We start from the raw sequence: 20,816 nt of genomic DNA, 5'->3' as shown, positions 1-20,816 counted from the left end.
GCCCCTCCCCTTTTTCTTCTTTATTATCAATAATTAGCAATACCCATAAGACAAAAAGTTGTTTATAATATATTTTACTAATCCTTAAAAGCATTAAGCTTGAGCACAAGTTCTTCTATATCGCTCCAACAATCCCATAACATGCTTATCGTTTAGAGGCAATTTGTTAAAGAACTAAATTTCTTTCATCTACTATAGGATAATCAATATCATTTTTATTAACTACTTAATCACAGCATACAACAATAGATAGAATAAGTATTGATATAAAACCTTGACTATCCAAGTTTACTTAGTATAGTATCTAGAAATTTTATACGATAATAATTTATTGAACTTGTTCAATCTTTTTCACTTTATAGTCACCCTACATTTGTCATGTAAATTAATTATAAAAAGAAATGACAAAAAATAATGATATAGGACTATTAGTATTACGCATAGCACTTTCTATATTAATGCTATTACATGGAGTTGCAAAATTACAACATGGATTAGGGTATATACAAGGACTCCTAACCTCTTATGGATTACCTACATTTATTTCTTATGGCGTTTATGTTGGTGAAATTATTGCTCCATTGACTATTTTACTAGGATACAGAACTCGACTTGCTTCTGCAATTTATGCCTTTACTTGCGTTGTCGCTATACTATTAGCACATAACGAAAAGATTTTCCAATTGGGCAATCGCGGTGAATGGGCTGTTGAGCTATTAGGACTTTATTTAGCTGGGGCTATTACATTATTCTTTACAGGAGCAGGAAAATATGCATTTTCTACTAAAAACAATTGGGATTAACCTTTAAAAATAATACACATGAAGATACTATACTTAATGGATCCCCTATGCGGTTGGTGTTATGGTAATCACGATAACATGGATAGATTATACCATGACTTTAACGATAAAATTATTTTCGATATTATTCCTGCAGGAATGTGGGTAGGAGATAATAAAAGAATTCAAAGCGAACAAATGGCAAACTTCTTTGTAAAACACGATACAAAGATTGCTGAATACACAAATACTGAATTTGGACAAGCATATTTTAATTTTGTAAAAAACAATCACAATATCGTATTAGATAGTGAAATTCCATCAAAAGCAATTATCACAATTAAAAATATAGATGCTAATAAAACAATGGCTTTTACCTCAGAAATTCAAAAAGCACGTTATCTATATGGGCTAGATTTAAACAATAATGCAACATATACTATAATCTGTGAATTACTGAACATTGATGTCAATACTTTTTTACATCATTTTGAATCAAAGACAATTGAAGAGCTTACGCTAAAAAGCTTTAAAGAAGCTGCAAAATACGCAAGTTCTTATCCTACTCTATTATTACAAACAGATAATCAGTTAATTGAATTAGAGCAAGGATATGAAACTTATGATAACCTAAAATCAAAAATAGCACTCTACTTATAATAAGGTACATAGTTTTTTTTCATAATTAGTTTCCCTAAGTATAAACGAGATTACTGACTTCCCTAATATTTTTCCGAGTAATCTCGTATTACTTAGATCACATTGCAGTAACGTAAAACAAATCAAATAAACAAAGGTTATATAACCTTTTAAAACCAAATTTTATGGATACAACATTTAAAAATATAAATGCAGGAGCACTAAACTTCGAAATCTTTAATGCACAAGTCGATACAAGTTTTGGAGTATCCTCAGTAATTATTTCTGGCGCAACAGATGCAATTCTTATTGATGCTCTTTTTTTATTGGATGACGCTGAAAAGGTTGCATTGCAAATAAAAGAATCAGGCAAAAACTTAAAGGCTATCTATGTATCGCATGGTGATCCTGATTTCTATTTTGGGTTACAAGTTTTCAAAAAACACTTTCCTAATGTAGCAGTATATGCAACTAGCGCTACTGTAGAACATATCAAAGCAACTTCTCAAAAAAAATTAGAAGTTTGGGGAGAGCGTTTAGGAGATGCTTTGCCAAACAATATAATATTACCACAAGTATTAAAAGATAATACACTAGAATTAGAAGGCAAAGAATTACAAATTATAGGACTAGGCTCACATCCGAAAAGAACATTTATATGGATTCCATATATAAAAGCGATTGTAGGCGGAATTAATGTATTTGGTACTACACTAAATTTATGGACTGCTGATGCTTCCACTATTGAGGCAAAAGAACAATGGCTTGAAATATTAGACAACATGTTAGAATTAAATCCGGAAATAGTAATCCCAAGTCATGCAAATCAAGATTCATCATTTGATATTAAAGCAGTTGAACATACCAAAGAATATTTATTATTCTATATAAATGCAATGACAGCAGCATCTAATTCAGCAGAACTAATAGAAGCAATTAAAACTAAATATCCTAATTTAACTTTTGAAACTGCTTTACAACTTGGAGCAAAAGTCAATAAAGGTGAGATGAAATGGTAATCTTTACTCTCCATGCGCTCTATTAATATTTATAAAAAATCAGCATTTATTATGACTAATCTAGCAATTATAAAAAGTACCTATGAAGGACGAAACTCTGAAGAGAATGGTCAAAATCTAGCTAATCATGTAGCTACTGACATTGTATGGACAGAGGCAAAAGGTTTTCCTTATGCAGGTACATATATAGGCATTGAGGCTATAGTAAACAATGTATTTAAACGTTTAGCAGAAGAATGGATAGATTATAAATTTACTCCTCAAACTTATATTTCAGAAGACAATAAAGTTATCGCAATAGGATTATATACAGGCACATATATAACAACAAACAAATATTTTGAAGCTCGAGTGGTCCATATTTGGACACTAAATAACCATAAGATTACGAGCTTTGAGCAAATAGTAGATAGTCACATTGTAGTACAAGCAATGCTCACAAACTAATAAGAGACTAATAAAAAAGGACATCTAGTAGTACTAGATGTCCTCTAACTTTAACTATTAATCAAGTTTAATGAGTCGTGTAACTCAGGTTTTCCTTGTACAAAATCACTTACCCATTCTGTTAATCGTTCAACATCATAAGGAAGTAACTGCTTAATTGCCTTTTGCAATTCTTTGTAAAAAAGCTTTGCATCAAAACTTACATTTTCAAGAATAGTTCGTGTATAATCAAACATCAAACGTGTTTTCATTACTTATAACTTTTTATCTTACTACAATACAAATTTAACAAATAAACTCACACAAAAACCAATATATTATTAATTTTAATAAATTATCAACAAAACAATAACTTTTATAACTATAAAAAGATATTCGATCTATTCTTCTATTCTTACTACAATTTTTCCTATAGTATTACCTTTTTCAATTTGTTGATGTGCTTTGTGAATGTCTTCAAAAGAAAAAACATGACTTACAACAGATTTAATAATTCTTTTTTCTAATAAATCAGCAATTATATTCATATCCTCTCCACTTGAATAAACAGACATAAAATAACTTCCATGCAGATATTTTGATTCTGCAGCTAATCTATCTTCGTTTGTATATCCAGAAGGTAATGTCACTATTGTTCCAAACTTCTTTAAAACTCCAACAGACTTTTTAAAATTAGTTTTACCTATTGCTTCTAATACAAAGTCAATATTAGATAATCTATCTTCAAAATCAGTAATTTTATAATCTATATGTTCATCTGCACCTAAACCTAAAATAAAATCTCTATTCTTTGTAGAGGATGTACCAATTACATAAGCGCCTAGATATTTTGCCATTTGTATTGCATAATGACCTACTCCACCAGATGCTGCATGTATAAGTACACGATCATTTGGTCGTAATTTTCCATAACTATTAAATGCTTGCCAAGCTGTCAGAGCAGCCAAAGTAGCAGCTGCAGCTTCCTCATGACTAATATTTGTTGGTTTAAGCGCTATCTGGTCTATCGGTACGGCAATATATTCGGCATAAGCCTTGCCATGACCTACAAAATTTACCATTCCGAATACTTCATCTCCTATCTTAAACTCACTTTTTACTGGTCCTATTTCCTCTATAATTCCTGAAAAATCCCAACCTAAAATAAGTGGCATTTCGCTAGCTAATCTACCTGCTAAAGGAGCTTTATTTGCGCGAACCATTGCATCAACAGGATTAATACTTATTGCTTTTACTCTTACAAGTAATTCATTGGGCTTAATAATAGGTTTATCGACTTCCCTTAGTTTCAAATTTTCTATGCCTCCAAATTTTTCTAATACAATTGCTTTCATAATTAAACTAAATTTGCAACAAAATTAAACTGACATTCCGCTTTTAATTAGGTATATATTTACCATAAATTGGTATAATTTTATGTTGAGAGAAAATCTACACAAAGCATTAGAAATATTTTATGAACATGTAGACACATGTCCAATTCGCAATAGATTATTCAATTTCTTTGAATTTGTTTATGTGATATCTGGCGATGGTTACCATTGTGTGAATGATAATAAAACAAAGTTTGAAAAAGAAGATCTATTTCTAATTACCCCAGAGGACAAGCACTCATTTGATTTAACAAGTAAATGCGAGTTTGTAGTTATACGCTTTAATAATAATTATATTGCACAGTATCGTTCATCTAGTATTAATCATATTGAATGCCTTTTGTATTATGCTTCAGGTATATCAACCCCCATCATTTCGGATCCCTCAGATAAGTATTTAATACGCTCTCAAATAGAAGGATTAATGCAAACAATCAAAAATCCTAAAGAGTATAATATTGATCTTCAAAATCATTTTGTTTATATTATAATGATAATTGCTACACGAAATATTTCTCAATATAAATCTAGTCACTCAAATATTTCTGATAAAAGAATTCTTGAAATAATCACCTATATACAGAAAAATATTTATGATCAATCTAAACTAACTGCTAATTTTATTGGAAGTCTATTTGGTATAGCACCTTCCTATATAGGTACATATTTTTTAAGAAAAAGTGGTGAAACATTACAACATTTTATTAATTGCTATAGATTAGAACTAATTAAAAATCGTCTACTTTTCAGCGACAAAAGAATCACAGAAATAACAGAAGAATTTGGCTTCACTGATGAGAGTCACGCCAATAAGTTTTTTAAGAAGCAACAAGGAATAACAATGACTACTTTTCGCTCCAAATACAAAAAAGTAAAATAACCAATTCAATATATACTCTTTTTTATGTGATTTAAATAGTCGTAATTTGATTACAGTATTATTTAAAAATCTAAACTATTATGCTTAAAAAAATAAATTGGGCACGAGTTGGAATTATTAGTTGTACAATCATCTTTTTGATTACAGCAGTAACATTTGAAATCTTTGAATTAGCATCATTACCAGCCCAATTTTTTGGAACTTTACTAGGAGTAGTAATTACTGCTATTATAACTGTTTTATTATTACAAGGACAGACAAAAAGTGAAGAATCTAGGGAACGACATCTATTAGTTTTTGAAAAGAAACAAGAAATATATTTTGAATTTTTAAATAAACTAAATACTATTCTTCAGAAAGAATCTTTAACTGTGCATTTAACCCATAATAAAAAGATAGAAAAAGAAGTACACAATCTTCAAGATTTACTTTTCGAATTTGGTTTTTTACAAATGCATACTTCTGCAGAAACCTTTGACAAAATATTAGATTATGTTGGTAATTTAATACAAGAAAGTAACGAGATAAAATCACTTGAAAATAAATCTAAAGAATCACTAACGAAATATTACTCTGTTCTTACAAATGACTTTTTTGCCATTGTGGGTCTATTAAAAACTGAATTATACAAAGAATTTTCACCACAAATTAGCAAAGAAAAAATTGATAGAATTATCAAATTGTCTTTTTAAAAATGTTCATTCCATATATTAATGTCATGAAAATTTAAACACTTTTTTTAATCCTATTGAATTAATAAATTTACACCTTAAACTAATCCTATGATTCTAAAAAAAATATTATACTTCATAATTGTTCTTGCAATTAGCGCTATCTATCCTGTTTATCAATATAGTCAAGATCAGATGGCACTTATTGATACAATCACTATAACATTAATTACTTTTGCAGTATTACATTTGTTGTATAAAATAAATACAAAGAGATAAATATTATTACTAAAAGAACTTAGTAGATTGAAAGTAAAAAAAGCCTTCACTTATTGAAAGTGAGGGCTTTTTTTAGTTTAAAGAAACTTATGAAAAATCAACTAATGATTTTACTTCTAAAAATTTTATACCCTTTTCTTCTATTTTTTATTAATATACAGCTCAAGACAACAAAAGTTAAAATAAATAATTAAAACAAAAATAAAAACGATATAAACTAAATAAAATTACTTTTTAAGTTAAATATCAAATTTAAATACTTGTTTTTTATTTATTTTTACAAAAAAATCAAAATGAAATATATTAAAAACAAAACTCTAATTAAGAGAAAAGCTTCAATTTCAATTTCAATGATTATATTTTTTATATTCATTGGAATCTATAATAGTAAAGCACAAGAACGGATAGGTATAAATAAAGCTTTACCAGAGGCTACCTTAGACATTAATGGTGATTTGATTATAAGAGAAATTCCTGTAATACAACATGGAGATGAATTCTATTCAATTGGCCATGATAAAAAACACAAAATTGTATCAAAGTCAAAAGACGTCACATCTTTCTCAACTTATTTAGGATTTTCACCTGATGCCAAAATACATACTGCAGTATTACCCATTAACTTAGAGGATAATTACATAATTACAATTAGTGGTTTTAGCGTAGGTGCTTGTTATGGAGTATTGACCGAATTTACAATTACATTTATAGGAAAAAACTTTTCTTATGCATCACTGCAATCATATGCAACTGCAAAAGAAGTAACTAAAACCTACAGTAAAGTAACTCTTAATTCTAATAATAATATTTTTAATACTCCTTTAGAAATTCTTTCAAAAGGATCAGAATGTGAAAGCACTTCTGGGCACACGCTGAGATACAATAAAAACACAAATGAAATTACAGTAAGTTTTCTTGACAGACCTGTATATTTTAAAAATGCAGGAGTATTTGTGATAAATAATATTTCAAAAGTAAAATTATTCTAAATATAAAATTATAGATAAAAGGGTGGTTTTTTACCCCACCCTTTTTTATACAACAAAATAATCTAACTAATCCCTATTAAACTTTCTTCTCTTAATTGTTTAGTTACTGCAACCATCGCTATTAAAGCTTTCTCTGTTTCTTCCCAATGACGCGTTTTTAATCCACAATCAGGATTAACCCATAACTGACTAGTAGGAATAACTGCTGCTGCTTTTTTAATTAAGTAAATCATTTCCTCTTTCGTTGGGACACGAGGAGAGTGAATATCATATACTCCAGGACCTATTTCATTTGGATATTTAAAAGCTGCAAAGGCATCTAATAAATCCATTTGTGATCGCGAACATTCAATTGTAATTACATCTGCATCCATTGCTGCAATATGCTCTATAATATCATTAAACTCAGAATAGCACATATGAGTGTGTATTTGGGTTTCATTTTTTACACCTGCTGCTGAAATTCTAAAGGTGCGAACTGCCCATATTAAATAATCATTCCATTTTGCCTTTCTTAAAGGTAAGCCTTCGCGAATAGCTGGTTCATCAATTTGAATTACTTGTATCCCTTCTTTCTCAAGATCTAGTACCTCATCTCTTATTGCTAATGCAATTTGCGTACAAGTTTCTGCTCGCGAAATATCGTTGCGTACAAAAGACCATTGCAAAATAGTAACTGGACCTGTTAACATCCCCTTTACTTTTTTGTCCGTTAACGATTGTGCATATGATGACCAGAATACGGTAAGCGGCTCACTGCGATAAACATCACCATAAATAATTGGAGGTTTTACACATCGGCTTCCATAGCTCTGTACCCAACCGTTTTGCGTAAAAGCAAAACCTTGTAATTGTTCACCGAAGTATTCCACCATATCATTTCGTTCAAATTCACCATGAACTAATACATCTAGACCTATCTCCTCTTGCCATTTTATTGCTCTAGCAGTTTCATGCTTTAATAACTCTTCATATTCTTGAGTTGTTAATTCACCTTTTTTAAACTTTGCTCTCCATTGTCGAACTTCTGTTGTTTGGGGAAATGATCCGATTGTAGTAGTAGGAAATAGAGGTAGATCTAATGCTTTGTGTTGTAAAGGCTGACGAACTGAAAATGGTGATTGTCGATTAGCGTAATCTTCCGTAATTCCATTCAACCTATCTTTTACATTATTATTATGTATTAATGATGAAGTTTTTTTATTTTTACTAGCTACAATATTCTCTTGATAAACAGCTATATTTTCTCTATCACTAGCAGTTGCCAAATAAGCAAGATCTACAACTTCTTTAACTTTTTGCTTTGCAAAAGCAAGCCACTGTTTTATATCAGCTGATAATTTTATTTCATTATCTAAATCACATGGTGAATGTAATAAGGAAGATGATGTGCTTATTATAATATTATCTACCCCTCTTTTTTTAATTGCCTTATCAATCAACGATAGTGATTTTTCATAATCATTCTTCCAAATATTACGACCATCTACTATTCCTAATGACAGTTTTAGAGTTTTAGGAGCTTTGACCAAAAGTTCGTCTATTTGATTTTCGCCTCTTATTAAGTCGATATGTAATGTATCAATTGGCAGTGAAACAGCTAAATCTAAATTATCTTCTAGTCCTCCAAAATAAGTGGTAACAGTTACTTCTAAAGTTGGGAACTTCTCTTTTATTGTTTGATAAAAAGACGCAATAGCTTCCTTTTGTTTATTTGATAAATCTAGTACTAAAAAAGGTTCGTCAATTTGAATACTTTTAACTCCTACTTTCACCAAACGCTCAATAATTTCAATGTAAACTGGTATTAGATTATCGATTAACTCTAATACATCAAAATCATCTTCCTTAAGTTTCCCTAATAATAAATAAGTTACTAATCCTAAAATTACTGGCTTAGTTTCAATGCCAAATGACTTTGCCTCTAAGTACTCCTCTACCACCTTTGTAGAAGTTAATTCAAAAGTCTGACCTCTATAAAATTCAGGAACTAAATAATGGTAATTGGTGTCAAACCATTTTGTCATTTCCATGGCAGTAATATCGATATCATCTTTTTGATATCCACGAGCCATAGCAAAATACAAGTCCAACAGAGGTAATTTCTTAGAAATTAATTGGTGATAGCGTTTAGGTATTGCACCTACTGCTAAACTCCAATCTAAAACTTGATCGTAATAAGAAAAGTCATTAGACGGTATTAAGCTAATACCAGTAGATTCTTGCAATTGCCAATTATTTTGACGAATTGTCTTAGCTACTTTTTCTAACTCTTCTCTTGTAATTTTGCCAGCCCAATACTGTTCATTTGCCTTTTTCAGCTCTCTTTGGCTACCAATACGCGGATAGCCTAAAATTTGCGTTTGCATTTTCAAAACTTTTTAAAAAATTAATAATGGTTTAAAAAGTTCTCTCTCTTCTTTTATGCTGTAAACAAGGAATAAAAACTAAGTAGTATAAGCCAATAGCAATGCAGTATTCATTTAAAAAAAACAAATACTTAATTGTATCAAACCTGACTAAAGCTCTATACCGCGAAAGCATTGTCAATTCAAAAATGGCAGGTCTCCTGACTTATAACTATCTTATTCGCCCTTCCCAATATAAATCAGTGAGCATAAAAAGAATAAAATATTTAATGTTACTTACAGTTGCGCGACAGTTCGTGATTTTCACACGATTCCCTTTTAATTTACAATTAAGTAAAACCTATTTTTGCTTGATGAAGTACTTTAAGAACGATTTGTAAAAATTCTATACAAATATATATACATAGAATAAAAACAAACAACATACTTTCAAAATAAGATTATATAATCAAAATAATATTACACTTTAGATATTTTATCTTTTTTAAGTATATTTACAGCTGTCAAACAAAATATTATTCTGATGCACAATCTTGATGAAACCGATTTAAAACTACTTAGAATTCTAAGTGAAAATTCAAACCTTACTACAAAAGAATTATCACTTATGGTTAATTTATCTCCAACTCCCGTTTTTGAGCGTGTAAAACGCCTTGAAAAGGATGGTTTTATAAAAAAATATATTGCATTAATTGACGCTGAAAAACTAAATAAAGGATTTATTGTCTTTTGTAATATAAAACTTAAACAACACGAACGCTTTATCAACAATAAATTTGTAGAAGATATTATGCTTATTGAGGAAGTGGTAGAATGCTATAATATATCAGGCGAATATGACTTCTTATTAAAAGTTTATGCTAACGATATGAAGCATTATCAGGATTTTGTTTTTAATAAGCTTGCTATGGTAGATAGTATAGGTAGTACACATAGTTCTTTTGTTATGCGTGAGATCAAAAACACTCATAATATCAATTTCTAAAAAAAAAGAGGTCGTTTTAAAAAACGACCTCTGGAATCAAAAAAACAAGTTACTATCAAAAAAGTAAAATTAATAAGATGATACTGGCCAAAACATCCAAGGAATACGGCTCAAAATTAAGATTAACCCAATACTATAAAATACTAATATAGTACGGTTTTGAACTTTGTCATCCTTTAAGCGCTTTGCTTTAGAAAAACCAATAGTAATTAAAACTGTTGCTAAAATCATAATCAGAGGGTGCTCTACAGTAAACAGTCTTAAAAGAGCATCTTTCATGGCTGCTCCATTAAGACTTTTCATTCCCCAAGGAGAAATAAAATAGAGAATTAGTCCCATTACAATTTGAAAATGAGTTACCCCTAATCCTATAGCCGCTATCTTCTTATTATAAGGTTTATTCTTAAAATAACTTACAAGAGCATAAATAATAGAAAATAGAATTCCTAGTAATACTACATATCCCATAAAAGAATGTAGATGTTTAATCCCTACGTACATCATTAAATATATTTAGTCGTTAGTTTACTTTAAAAAACTCTTTGACAGTCCAATCTTATACATATAAAAAATGTCTAAATTCAATACAAATTAGCATAGGTTGATATTGACAACTGCTAAAATCAGACCCTGCGTCAAAGAGTTTAAGTGATAAATCCTAAACTGATAATTTCACCACTACACAAAACTTGATTCACTTTATTAATTTAAGAACCACTCAGTTTAGGATTGTATTTTTTAATTATTAGATGATGCTGTTTGCCAGCCTCCCCCTAATGCTCGATATAGCTTAATAACAGATTGCCACTTTAATAAACGATCATTTGTCATTTGCAATTTAGCTGAGAGATATGACTGCTCTGACGTCAATACATCTGTATAGTTAGTAGATGAATGATACATCATTAATTTCTTGGTATATTCGACTGCTAACTCTAGCTTTTCCACTTGCAATTGACGATTTAATTCTTGTTCACCTGCCGTTTCATAAGCATATAACGCATCAGAAACTTCTTGTCCTGCAATTAATAATGCTTTCTGAAAACTATATACCTTCTCCTGATAAGTCGCTTTAGCAACCTCTAAACGTGTTTTGTTTAGTCGCTTGTTAAAAATTGGTTGTAATAAACCTCCTGCTATATTCCCAAAAATACCAGTAGTGGTAAACCAATCTTTGAATTCATAACTAGAAAAACCACCTGCTGCTGTCAAAGTAATAGACGGATATAATGCTCTTCTTGCTACTGCTACCTCTTCAAAATAAGAAGCTAACTCAAACTCTGCAGCTTGCACATCTGGTCTATTCTTTAATAATTGCGCAGGCACACCTATTTGAATATTAGAATATAACTCTTGATGGGCAAATGTTCCCCTCTCTATAGTATTAGGCGTATTTCCTAATAATACATTAAGAGCATTTTCTACTTCACGTATTTGTCGTTTAACTTTAGGTAACTGTGCTTCAGCATCATAAAAATTAGCTTCACTCTGTACTAGAGCCGCGCCTGTTACTACATTAGAGTCTTTTAAACTTTTCATTGTTTTCACATCTTCTTTTCTATTAGTAATAGTGCGCTCTAATATATTTACTTGCTCATCTAGCGTCAATAACTGATAGTAATAATCTGCGATCTGTGCTATCAACTGTGTTTTTATAGCATGCTGTCCTGCTTCGCTCTGCATTAATCTATAATAAGCAGCTCTTTTACTACTAGCTAGTTTACCCCACACATCTATTTCCCATGATGTATTTGCAAAAGCATCATATTGTGAAGCATATTCTACAAAGCCAAATCCTTGTGGATAAGACATCCTTGAGCGTTTGGCTCCTCCTCCTATATTTAAATCAGGTAAGAATGCAGCCTTTGATTGTTTTAACCCTGCACTTGCTGCTGCCATGCGCTCCAGACTAATTTTTAAATCAAGATTATTCTCTAATCCTGTATTTATGAGTTCTTGCAAATAACTATCTTGAAAGAGAACATCCCAACTTATGGTTGCCATAGATAAAGTATCATTATCTTTTATATCTCTGTATAACTCTAAGTCTATACTCTCTTTTTTCTGGTATCTTTTGCTTGGTCCACATGAAGTAATACTGATTGAGACCGCTAAAGCAATTAATAATTTATATTGAGATTTCATTTCTTTATCATTTAAATTAATTTGATAATGCTCAACTAAAGAAGAAGAGTGAAGCTCCTTAAGTAGAGCTTCAACTCTATTTATAATTAGTTAGCCTCATCCATAACAGTATCTGCTGTAACCTCGGGAGTTCCCGAAATTTTCTCTTGTAGAGATTGAAAAAGGATAAACAGTGATGGAATTACCAATACTCCTATCAATGTTCCTATTAACATTCCCCCTACAGCAGCGGTACCAATCGATTTGTTACTCAACGCCCCTGCTCCAGTTGCTAACATTAATGGTAATAAACCAAAAATAAATGCAAATGATGTCATCAAAATAGGACGTAAACGGATACGTGCTCCTTCCAATGCGGCATTAACTATTGACTGACCAGCAACTCTTCGCTGAAGTGCAAACTCTATAATAAGAATTGCATTTTTTGCCAATAGTCCTATTAGCATAATTAAGCTAATCTGTAAGAATATATTATTCTCTATACCAAACATCTTGGCAAACATAAAAGCTCCTGCTAATCCTATAGGAAGAGAAAACAATACTGCTAATGGTAATATATAACTCTTAAACTGCGCACTTAATAAGAAGTAAACAAATACAATTGATAATACAAAAATGATAATTGTCTGATTACCACTTGTACTCTCTTCTCTAGATAAACCAGAGTATTCAAATCCATAACCTTTAGGTAATGTTTGTGCTGCTACTTCTTCAATAGCTTTAATAGCATCTCCTGAACTATAACCAGCATTAGGACTACCATTGACAAAAGCTGAATTGAACAAATTAAATCGCGTCAAGAATTCTGGGCTATATACTTTCTTTAAATCAATAAATGCTGTAATAGGAGTCATTACACCATGACTATTTTTTACATATAATCGATCTATTGCTTCTTTATTTTCTCTAAAATTAGGTGCAGCTTGAATAACTACCTTATACTGCTTACCAAAACGGTTAAAGTTGGTAGCATAAATCCCCCCTAAATATCCTTGTAGCGTAGATAAAACTTCTGTAACAGTAACACCCGCTTCTTTAGTCTTCGCTACGTTAACAGAAACTTCATACTGAGGAAAGTTAGTGTTAAATGAAGATGTTGCATACATGATTTCAGGACGTTGATTTAAAGCCCCCAGGAAGCCACCTATTACTTCCTCGAACTTCTTGTAATCACCACCAGTTCTATCCTGTAATTGAATCTCAAATCCAGAACTATTACCAAATCCTTGTAAAGTAGGAGCAGCAAAAAATACGATATTAGCATCTTTTATATGTGCTGTTTTTGCAAATAATTGCCCTACTACACTATGAATGTCTTGTCCTTTTTCTTTTCTATCACTCCAATGCTTTAACTTAATAAACTCTACGGCATAAGAGCTTCCATTTCCGCTAAAGAAGTCCATCCCAGCTAGACGAGAAGTAAACTTGACTTCAGGTATTGTTCTTACAATACTGTCAATCTGATCAGAGATACGTTCTGTTTCCTCTAAAGAGGTAGAAGGCGCCAAAATTATATTTCCATAAATAGAAGCACTATCTTCGTTAGGTACAAATCCAGTCTGTGTAGTTTTCGTTAAATAAAAGAATATTCCTCCAAATACTACTACACTTCCTAATGAGATCCATTTGTGTTTATTAAAGAATTTCAATACACCTACATATCTATCAGTCATGCGGTCAAAACTGCTATTAAAAGCTTGTTTAAAGCGATTAACTATACCTCTTTTTTCCTGATGAATACCTGATTCTGGCTTTAATAAAATAGCACAAAGCGCAGGACTCAATGTCAATGCATTAATTGCTGAAATTAAGATTGCTACTGCTAATGTAATACCAAACTCTTTGTAAAAAACACCTACTGAACCATTAATAAAAGTTACTGGTACAAATACAGCTGACATAACTAATGTAATAGAAATAATCGCTGTCGTTAACTCATTCATTGCACTAATAGTAGCTTTCTTAGCTGTCTCGGCTCCCTCATAAAGTTTCGCATGTACTGCTTCTACCACTATAATAGCGTCATCCACTACTATACCTATCGACAATACTAATGCAAATAATGTCAACAAGTTAATTGTAAACCCAAATAAGTTTAAGAAAAAGAAAGTACCTACAATCGCTACTGGAACTGCAATCGCTGGGATAAGCGTAGAACGCCAATCTTGTAAAAATACCAACACAACGATAAATACTAATACGAAAGCTTCTATTAATGTAGAAATCAATTTATTAATAGAGGCTAATAAGAAATCATTTGAATTAGCATATACCTCAAATTTCGCTCCTGCAGGTAAATCTTTTTCTGCTTCTTTTAATACATCTTCACATTGTTTAATAATTTCATAGGCATTTGATCCAGCTGTTTGGTTGACAGCCACATAAGTAGCATTCTCTCCAAAAGATGTTAAAGTCATTCCATAGGAATAAGCCCCTAAATCAATTTCCGCTACATCTCTTAAATACAATATCTTACCTGTTCCGGTAGAACGGATAACAATATCACCAAATTCCTCTGGAGTTTCTAAACGACCTGTATATCTAAGTGCATATTGAAAACTTTGATTACTATTTTCCCCTACTTTCCCTGGCGCTGCTTCTACATTCTGCTCATGCAAAGCATTAACAATATCTGTAGGTGTCAACCCATAAGATGCCATAGCATTAGGTTTTAACCAAACACGCATACTATATTCCTGTCCTCCATAAATAGCAGCATCACCTACCCCATTTATCCGTTTAAGCTTAGGAAGTATATTTATTCGTGTATAATTTTCTAGGAAAGCTTGATCAAAACGTCCATCCTCGCTATAAAATAAAAAGCTAAATATCTCACTTGACAATCGTTTAGTAGTCGTCACCCCTTGTTTTACTACCTCCTCAGGCAACTGACTCATAGCTTGACTCACACGGTTCTGTACATTTACCGCTGCCATATCTGGATCTGCTCCTTGATTAAAAGTAATCGTAATAACAGCTGAACCATCATTACTAGCTTTCGAATTCATATAAGCCATATCCTCTACCCCATTAATTTGCTCTTCTAGTGGGGTAATAACACTTTTCATTACAGCCTCAGCATTTGCTCCTTGATAATTAGCAGTTACTTGAACTGTTGGTGGTGCTATTTCAGGATATTGTGTCATAGGAAGTGAAAACAGTCCTAATAATCCTAGTATTACTATGATAATCGAAATTACAGTAGATAATACAGGATTCTCTATAAATCTTCTCAACATAATTCTCCTCCTTTTTTATAGTTTAATTCTCATTCCTTCACTAAGTCCCCCAATATCTTCGCTTACAATTTTATCACTAGGACTCAATCCTTCAGTCACAATAAAATATTGGCTAGAAGGAACTTTTTCTAAAACCTTAATTTCAGTACTTTTCACTATACCTTCATCACTCACCACATATACAAATCTTCTCCCTTGTATATCAAAAGTTGCTTTTTGAGGAATTAATATTGCATCATTTTGTTCATCATAGACTCTTATAGTAGCACTATTTCCGCTTCTCAACAATCCTTGAGTATTAGTAAATACAGCCCTAAAATTGATACTTCCTGTTAATGGATCAATCTGACCACTAACTGTGTTGATTTTACCCTTCTCACCGTACTCAGAACCATTAGCCAAGATTAAACTTGCTTCTGGCAGACTATTTATACGTTCTAATAATGTTTGCTGTCCACCTTTTTGAATGAAGTCAATAAACTCTTTTTCATTCATTGAAAAATATGCATTTACAGAAGTTATATCTGATATGGTTGTCAATGGTTTCGGAGAAGCACTATAAACTAATGCGCCTACTTTGTAAGGAATTAACCCTATCACCCCATCAAAAGGAGCTACTATTTGAGTATAAGCCACATTAGCCGTACTATTATTCAAATTTGCTTTTGCTTGTGCTAATTGCGCTTCTTTACTTTTTAGCGCATATTCTGCAGATTCTAATTCATAATTACTTATGATACCTTCTTTTACTAAAGGAGTAGCCTTTGCAACCTGCATTTTAGCATCATTTAATGTTGCCTCCGCATTCTTAATAGCTGCTATAGCTGCGGCATTCTCTTCTTTAAATTGAGGTGCATATATTTTAAATAGCAACTGCCCCTTTTTTACAAACTGTCCTTCATCAACTAAAATTTCTTCAATAAAGCCATCTATTTTAGGACGCATTTCTACATCTTTTATCCCCTGTAATACCACAGGATAATCTGTAAATGTTTTTGCTTTTTCTTTTTTTATTGAGAGTATTGGATATTCCTCAACTTGGCTACTATATTCATCATCACCATACTTTTTATCTTGACAAGCCCATATAAAGGCCAATGTAGTTAATGTCAAAAACTTTGCTGTTTTATTCATTTTTAAATTTTTATTTAAAATGTGATTAACTATTTAGAAGTAAATCTTCTTACTTAATTCACTGGCAAATTTATCAGTATCACATGGGGTAATAAAGGGTTAAAAAGAAGGTTTTTTGGTCAATACGTAAGATATTACTCACAAGATTAGAATAAAAAACATATTCCATCCCCTCTCTATATCCCTTTTCAAACAAAGGACACAGTAAAAAACAGCAAGTAAATAACAACTTGATTTACTCTAAATTTTCTTGGCAAAATTCTTTTAAAAGCCATAATTAGACAAGACACAATTGTCGGTAACAATGTACAATTTGTCGGATTATAGAAGTAATAAGTATATTGATTAAAGTGATTTCCTATATTCAGTAGGACTAAGTTGACTGTACTTTTTAAAATATTTTCCAAAAGTACTTTGATCAGAAAAGTGTAAAGATTCGGCTATATCAGCAACCGATAAATTGTGTTCTTGTAATAATATTTTTGCTTCCAGAATAACTTGACTCTGTATCCATTCGCTTGCTGTAAGACCGGTTTCACGAGAAATTACTTGACTTAAATATTTAGGATGTATATGAAGGTAATCTGCATAAAACTGTACGCTTCGTTCTGCTTTACAAAATTTACCAACAGCTTCTCTAAAACGCAAATCAAGTGTATTAAGTGGCTTAGTAGAATTACCATATTTTTTATATAACAAAGCCACATCATTAATCATACTATATACAATTCCACGTATTACTTCATTATGATGAATATTCTGAGAAATATTGTGATTGCTAATCAATTTAAACATCATTTTAAAATTCTCGAATTCCTTATCATCTAAAGTGGTCACACATCCACCCAAACTTGATAAGTCAGAAAATGATGTCAGTACATTATTCTCTATTAATTTGGATTGCAAGAAATCATCAGAAAACAGTATAGTTTGCATTTCATAAGTTCGAAGTGTTTTATCCCAGCGTTTAATAGATGTCGTATCTGCAAATATAACAGCTGGAGCTTCAATATGATATTCTGTTAAGTCAATATAAAATGTAATTTCGCCTTCCTCGAGTAAACCAATACCATGATAACTAGACCTATAAGGTTCAGAAGGGTAATATTCTAAATTTATTACAGGCATATAAATGTAGTTCCCTTGAGAACCAAACTCTTCAAAGTTATTCTTTAATCTATCAAGTGTCTCCCATTTAATATCCCTCATATAAAAGTTTAAGAAAGTAAAAGCAAAGATAAAAAGTAAAAAAGAAGAATTGAGTTTTACTTTTTCAATAGATACTTTAAATTAATTATAAAGTCATCTTGACATTTGAGTTTTCTAAAATTTCTTTACACCTATAACGATAAAAGCCATGAAATTCCATATCATCCCACTAGATAATATGATATCGAATATATTGAGTAAACAACGAAAGCTGCCTAACCAAGCCTTTGTTCTTTCAATAACATATCTTTCTTTTTAAATTTTTATCAGAATACTTGTCTTCATTATCTTGCCCCTTTCGTTTATTAGAACAGAAGTTAACTATTATTTCTTTATCTCTACTTTTAAAACTTCTATGAATCAAAACTAGCATCAGCATTCATGAACCAATCCCGATAGAGGTGTTTCATTATTAGTTAATTAGTTATGTCTCCAAGATAGATTTCTATATCAAATGAATCCCCTATTTATCAATATGCTTTGAGGTTTTCTGTAAACACTTTAATTATCTCAGCCAAACAAAAAACCACCCCACTTTTTTTTACCCTAAAAAACATATCTGATTAAATTTCAATACGTTAACTCGAAAACAATCTATTGAGTTAAAATTTGAATGCTTTCCAAAGCCAGTATTCATAAGCATTAGAGCGAAATCCTTCAACACTTCTTCAACACTTCCCCATGATTGCTCCATATAGAAGGTTGGTTATTGAAGGAATCTTGAAGAACTGTTGAAGCGCTGTTGAAAAAATCATATCGTCTATAGTAGTAAAGGCTGATTATAGAGTTAAATATTCCACGAATCATTTTAGGCACTGCTATTCAAAAAGACTTTTGAATAATTAAACAACTGCAATGAAATAGATGAGTGATAACAAAATAAAGTCATCTTGACTTTTTAGTTTAAATAATATAGCATTAACTATCTCATAAAGTGGAGATTTTGATTTAAATCCTCTTTTTGGAAGTACTAAATGTAATGCTATATGTAATTCTGTATTATCTTATTGTAGTACCTGATACAAAGCGCTGTAAATTTTGTTTGCCTAGTGACACAAGTTTCTATACGCCTTTTTTATTTTACAAAAGTCAAGATGACCTCTGTAAAAAGAAGTAAATAATTCTCATATATAAATTATTGGCTACATGCTCTTTATATCTTATGTATAGCACATACAATCTATAGAATCAAAATATGGAGTAATAAAACATCACTGCTACTATATAAATTCAGTCTTTATACTATTATTTAATTACCAGAAATAGTAAAACGCGAATTCAAGGTCACAAAAACTTTTATCCTTATATTTGCTATTGATAAAACGAGTCTTTAATCAAAAAAGAAAGTATAAAATGAAAACATCTGGATGGATAGGTTTAGGAAATATGGGAACTCCTATGGCTTCGAACCTTTTAAAAGCGGGATATACACTCAATATTTACTTAAGAAACCCTAATAAATCAACTTCTTTAATAGACGAAGGAGCAAAGGGAATTGGAGATTTTAATTCTTTTATTGATAAGACTGATGTTATATTTTTGACTTTGCCTGATGATAAAATAACAGAGGAAACTTTCTGTAAGATCATAAATAACGATATTGCTGGCAAAACATTTATTAATAGTAGCACAATCTCTCCTCAACTAGCACAAAAATTAAATAATGCTATAACCTTAAAACAAGGAATTTATATTGATGCCCCTGTTTCTGGTAGCGTAAAGCCAGCACAAGATGGGACTTTATCTTTTTTAATTGGTGCAAAGGAAAAAGATTATTTAAATAATATTCCTTATTTTGAAGTAATGGGAAAACACCATTATTACCTAGGGGAAGCTGGTAATGGTAGTAAAGCAAAACTAGCTATCAATTACTATATGTCAGTAGTGGTTCAAGGGCTGGCAGAAACTGTATTATTCGCAGAACAAAATGGCATCTCAAGAGAAATGATGACCGCTGTTATTAATGATGGAGCTTGTGGCTCTGGCATGAGCAAAATAAAAACACCTGCAATTATAAAAGATGAATATCCTGCCGCATTTCCACTAAAGTTTATGCTTAAAGATTTGCGTCTTGCACAAGACCAAGGATGGAATTCAGATTTAATCAAAGTTGCTGAACAAGCTTATGCTAAGGCAAGCGAAGAAGGATTCGCCGAAAACGACTTGATGGCGGTAATAAAAACAATCAAACAATAAAATTATATCTTAATCATATTATAATGACTAACTTACAAGAAATCATTGAAAAAGCATGGGAAGATCGTTCTCTATTGCAAAATCAAGATACCCAAAATGCTATACGCGAAGTAATTGAATTAATCGATAATGGTCAATTAAGAGTTGCAGAACCTAAAGAAAACGAATGGCAAATTAATGAATGGGTAAAGAAAGCAGTTGTTCTTTACTTCCCTATTCAAAAAATGGAAACATTAGAAGCTGGTATCTTTGAATACCACGACAAAATGCCTTTAAAAAGAAACTATGCTGAAAAAGGAATAAGAGTTGTACCAAATGCAGTAGCACGACATGGAGCATATATTTCGTCAGGCGTAATTCTTATGCCATCTTATGTAAACATTGGAGCTTATGTAGATGAAGGAACAATGGTGGATACATGGGCTACTGTAGGATCATGTGCTCAAATTGGTAAAAACGT

General features: G+C 31.2%; 18 protein-coding genes and 1 riboswitch. Of the genes, 10 read left to right on the top strand and 8 right to left on the bottom strand.

Annotation, left to right across the window (positions count from 1 at the left end; all coding sequences use genetic code 11):
* The first annotated feature begins 401 nt into the window (after nt 1–401).
* The 4 genes from RH98_RS10715 (at nt 402) to RH98_RS10700 (ending at nt 2,887) form a co-directional block, all read left to right on the top strand.
* Nucleotides 402–803: a DoxX family protein gene (locus tag RH98_RS10715; RefSeq protein ID WP_010254466.1), complete on the top strand. Its 402-nt coding sequence runs from the start codon at nt 402–404 to the stop codon at nt 801–803.
* Nucleotides 804–821: 18 nt separating this feature from the next.
* Nucleotides 822–1,442, top strand: a complete 621-nt coding sequence (locus RH98_RS10710; protein ID WP_237717532.1) for a DsbA family protein — start codon at nt 822–824, stop codon at nt 1,440–1,442.
* 164 nt (nt 1,443–1,606) lie between these two features.
* On the top strand, nt 1,607–2,440 hold the full coding sequence (locus RH98_RS10705; RefSeq protein WP_010254462.1) for an MBL fold metallo-hydrolase: 834 nt from the start codon (nt 1,607–1,609) through the stop codon (nt 2,438–2,440).
* 51 nt (nt 2,441–2,491) lie between these two features.
* Nucleotides 2,492–2,887, top strand: a complete 396-nt coding sequence (locus RH98_RS10700) for a nuclear transport factor 2 family protein (protein ID WP_010254460.1) — start codon at nt 2,492–2,494, stop codon at nt 2,885–2,887.
* A 50-nt stretch (nt 2,888–2,937) separates the two neighbouring features.
* Here RH98_RS10700 and RH98_RS10695 read toward each other — a convergent pair whose 3' ends face one another.
* Both RH98_RS10695 and RH98_RS10690 read right to left on the bottom strand, forming a co-directional pair.
* Entirely contained in the window at nt 2,938–3,138 is a 201-nt protein-coding gene (locus RH98_RS10695; protein ID WP_010254458.1) for a hypothetical protein, read from the bottom strand.
* Between the two features lie 129 nt (nt 3,139–3,267).
* Nucleotides 3,268–4,221: an NADP-dependent oxidoreductase gene (locus tag RH98_RS10690; protein ID WP_010254455.1), complete on the bottom strand. Its 954-nt coding sequence runs from the start codon at nt 4,219–4,221 to the stop codon at nt 3,268–3,270.
* An 82-nt stretch (nt 4,222–4,303) separates the two neighbouring features.
* Here RH98_RS10690 and RH98_RS10685 point away from each other — a divergent pair, with 82 nt between their 5' ends.
* The 3 genes from RH98_RS10685 (at nt 4,304) to RH98_RS15275 (ending at nt 7,079) form a co-directional block, all read left to right on the top strand.
* Nucleotides 4,304–5,140 (top strand): AraC family transcriptional regulator, encoded by an 837-nt coding sequence (locus tag RH98_RS10685; protein ID WP_010254454.1) that lies wholly within the window; start codon nt 4,304–4,306, stop codon nt 5,138–5,140.
* 80 nt (nt 5,141–5,220) lie between these two features.
* A complete protein-coding gene (locus RH98_RS10680; RefSeq protein WP_010254452.1) occupies nt 5,221–5,832 on the top strand; it encodes a hypothetical protein in 612 nt (203 codons plus the stop codon).
* A gap of 551 nt (nt 5,833–6,383) precedes the next feature.
* Nucleotides 6,384–7,079: a hypothetical protein gene (locus RH98_RS15275; protein ID WP_010254450.1), complete on the top strand. Its 696-nt coding sequence runs from the start codon at nt 6,384–6,386 to the stop codon at nt 7,077–7,079.
* Nucleotides 7,080–7,141: 62 nt separating this feature from the next.
* Here RH98_RS15275 and metE read toward each other — a convergent pair whose 3' ends face one another.
* Nucleotides 7,142–9,448: a 5-methyltetrahydropteroyltriglutamate--homocysteine S-methyltransferase gene (metE, locus tag RH98_RS10670; RefSeq protein WP_010254447.1), complete on the bottom strand. Its 2,307-nt coding sequence runs from the start codon at nt 9,446–9,448 to the stop codon at nt 7,142–7,144.
* A gap of 173 nt (nt 9,449–9,621) precedes the next feature.
* Nucleotides 9,622–9,808, bottom strand: a riboswitch (cobalamin riboswitch).
* A gap of 163 nt (nt 9,809–9,971) precedes the next feature.
* On the opposite strand from metE, the gene RH98_RS10665 reads away from it, so the two are divergent.
* Entirely contained in the window at nt 9,972–10,433 is a 462-nt protein-coding gene (locus RH98_RS10665; RefSeq protein WP_010254444.1) for an Lrp/AsnC family transcriptional regulator, read from the top strand.
* Nucleotides 10,434–10,502: 69 nt separating this feature from the next.
* Here RH98_RS10665 and RH98_RS10660 read toward each other — a convergent pair whose 3' ends face one another.
* The 5 genes from RH98_RS10660 to RH98_RS10640 form a co-directional block, all read right to left on the bottom strand.
* Nucleotides 10,503–10,937, bottom strand: coding sequence for a hypothetical protein (locus RH98_RS10660; protein WP_202801262.1), 435 nt, complete (start codon nt 10,935–10,937; stop codon nt 10,503–10,505).
* A 234-nt stretch (nt 10,938–11,171) separates the two neighbouring features.
* The gene (locus RH98_RS10655; RefSeq protein WP_010254438.1) at nt 11,172–12,578 is read right to left on the bottom strand and encodes a TolC family protein; all 1,407 of its coding nucleotides are present in this window, start codon (nt 12,576–12,578) and stop codon (nt 11,172–11,174) included.
* Between the two features lie 86 nt (nt 12,579–12,664).
* The gene (locus RH98_RS10650; protein WP_010254436.1) at nt 12,665–15,817 is read right to left on the bottom strand and encodes an efflux RND transporter permease subunit; all 3,153 of its coding nucleotides are present in this window, start codon (nt 15,815–15,817) and stop codon (nt 12,665–12,667) included.
* A 15-nt stretch (nt 15,818–15,832) separates the two neighbouring features.
* Nucleotides 15,833–16,951: an efflux RND transporter periplasmic adaptor subunit gene (locus RH98_RS10645; protein ID WP_010254435.1), complete on the bottom strand. Its 1,119-nt coding sequence runs from the start codon at nt 16,949–16,951 to the stop codon at nt 15,833–15,835.
* A gap of 345 nt (nt 16,952–17,296) precedes the next feature.
* Nucleotides 17,297–18,160 carry a helix-turn-helix domain-containing protein gene (locus tag RH98_RS10640; protein ID WP_010254431.1) on the bottom strand — a complete coding sequence of 288 codons (864 nt, stop codon included), beginning with the start codon at nt 18,158–18,160 and terminating at the stop codon, nt 17,297–17,299.
* Between the two features lie 1,308 nt (nt 18,161–19,468).
* Between RH98_RS10640 and RH98_RS10635 the strand changes: the two genes are divergently transcribed.
* Together RH98_RS10635 and RH98_RS10630 are read left to right on the top strand one after the other, a co-directional pair.
* The gene (locus RH98_RS10635; RefSeq protein ID WP_500778341.1) at nt 19,469–20,356 is read left to right on the top strand and encodes an NAD(P)-dependent oxidoreductase; all 888 of its coding nucleotides are present in this window, start codon (nt 19,469–19,471) and stop codon (nt 20,354–20,356) included.
* A gap of 23 nt (nt 20,357–20,379) precedes the next feature.
* The coding region (locus tag RH98_RS10630) for a 2,3,4,5-tetrahydropyridine-2,6-carboxylate N-succinyltransferase (RefSeq protein ID WP_010254426.1) at nt 20,380–20,816 on the top strand (437 nt) is incomplete at its 3' end.

Origin of the sequence: Myroides injenensis M09-0166 (assembly GCF_000246945.1) — a bacterium.
Taxonomy (GTDB): domain Bacteria; phylum Bacteroidota; class Bacteroidia; order Flavobacteriales; family Flavobacteriaceae; genus Flavobacterium; species Flavobacterium injenense.
This window is presented reverse-complemented; position numbering and strand designations above follow the sequence as displayed.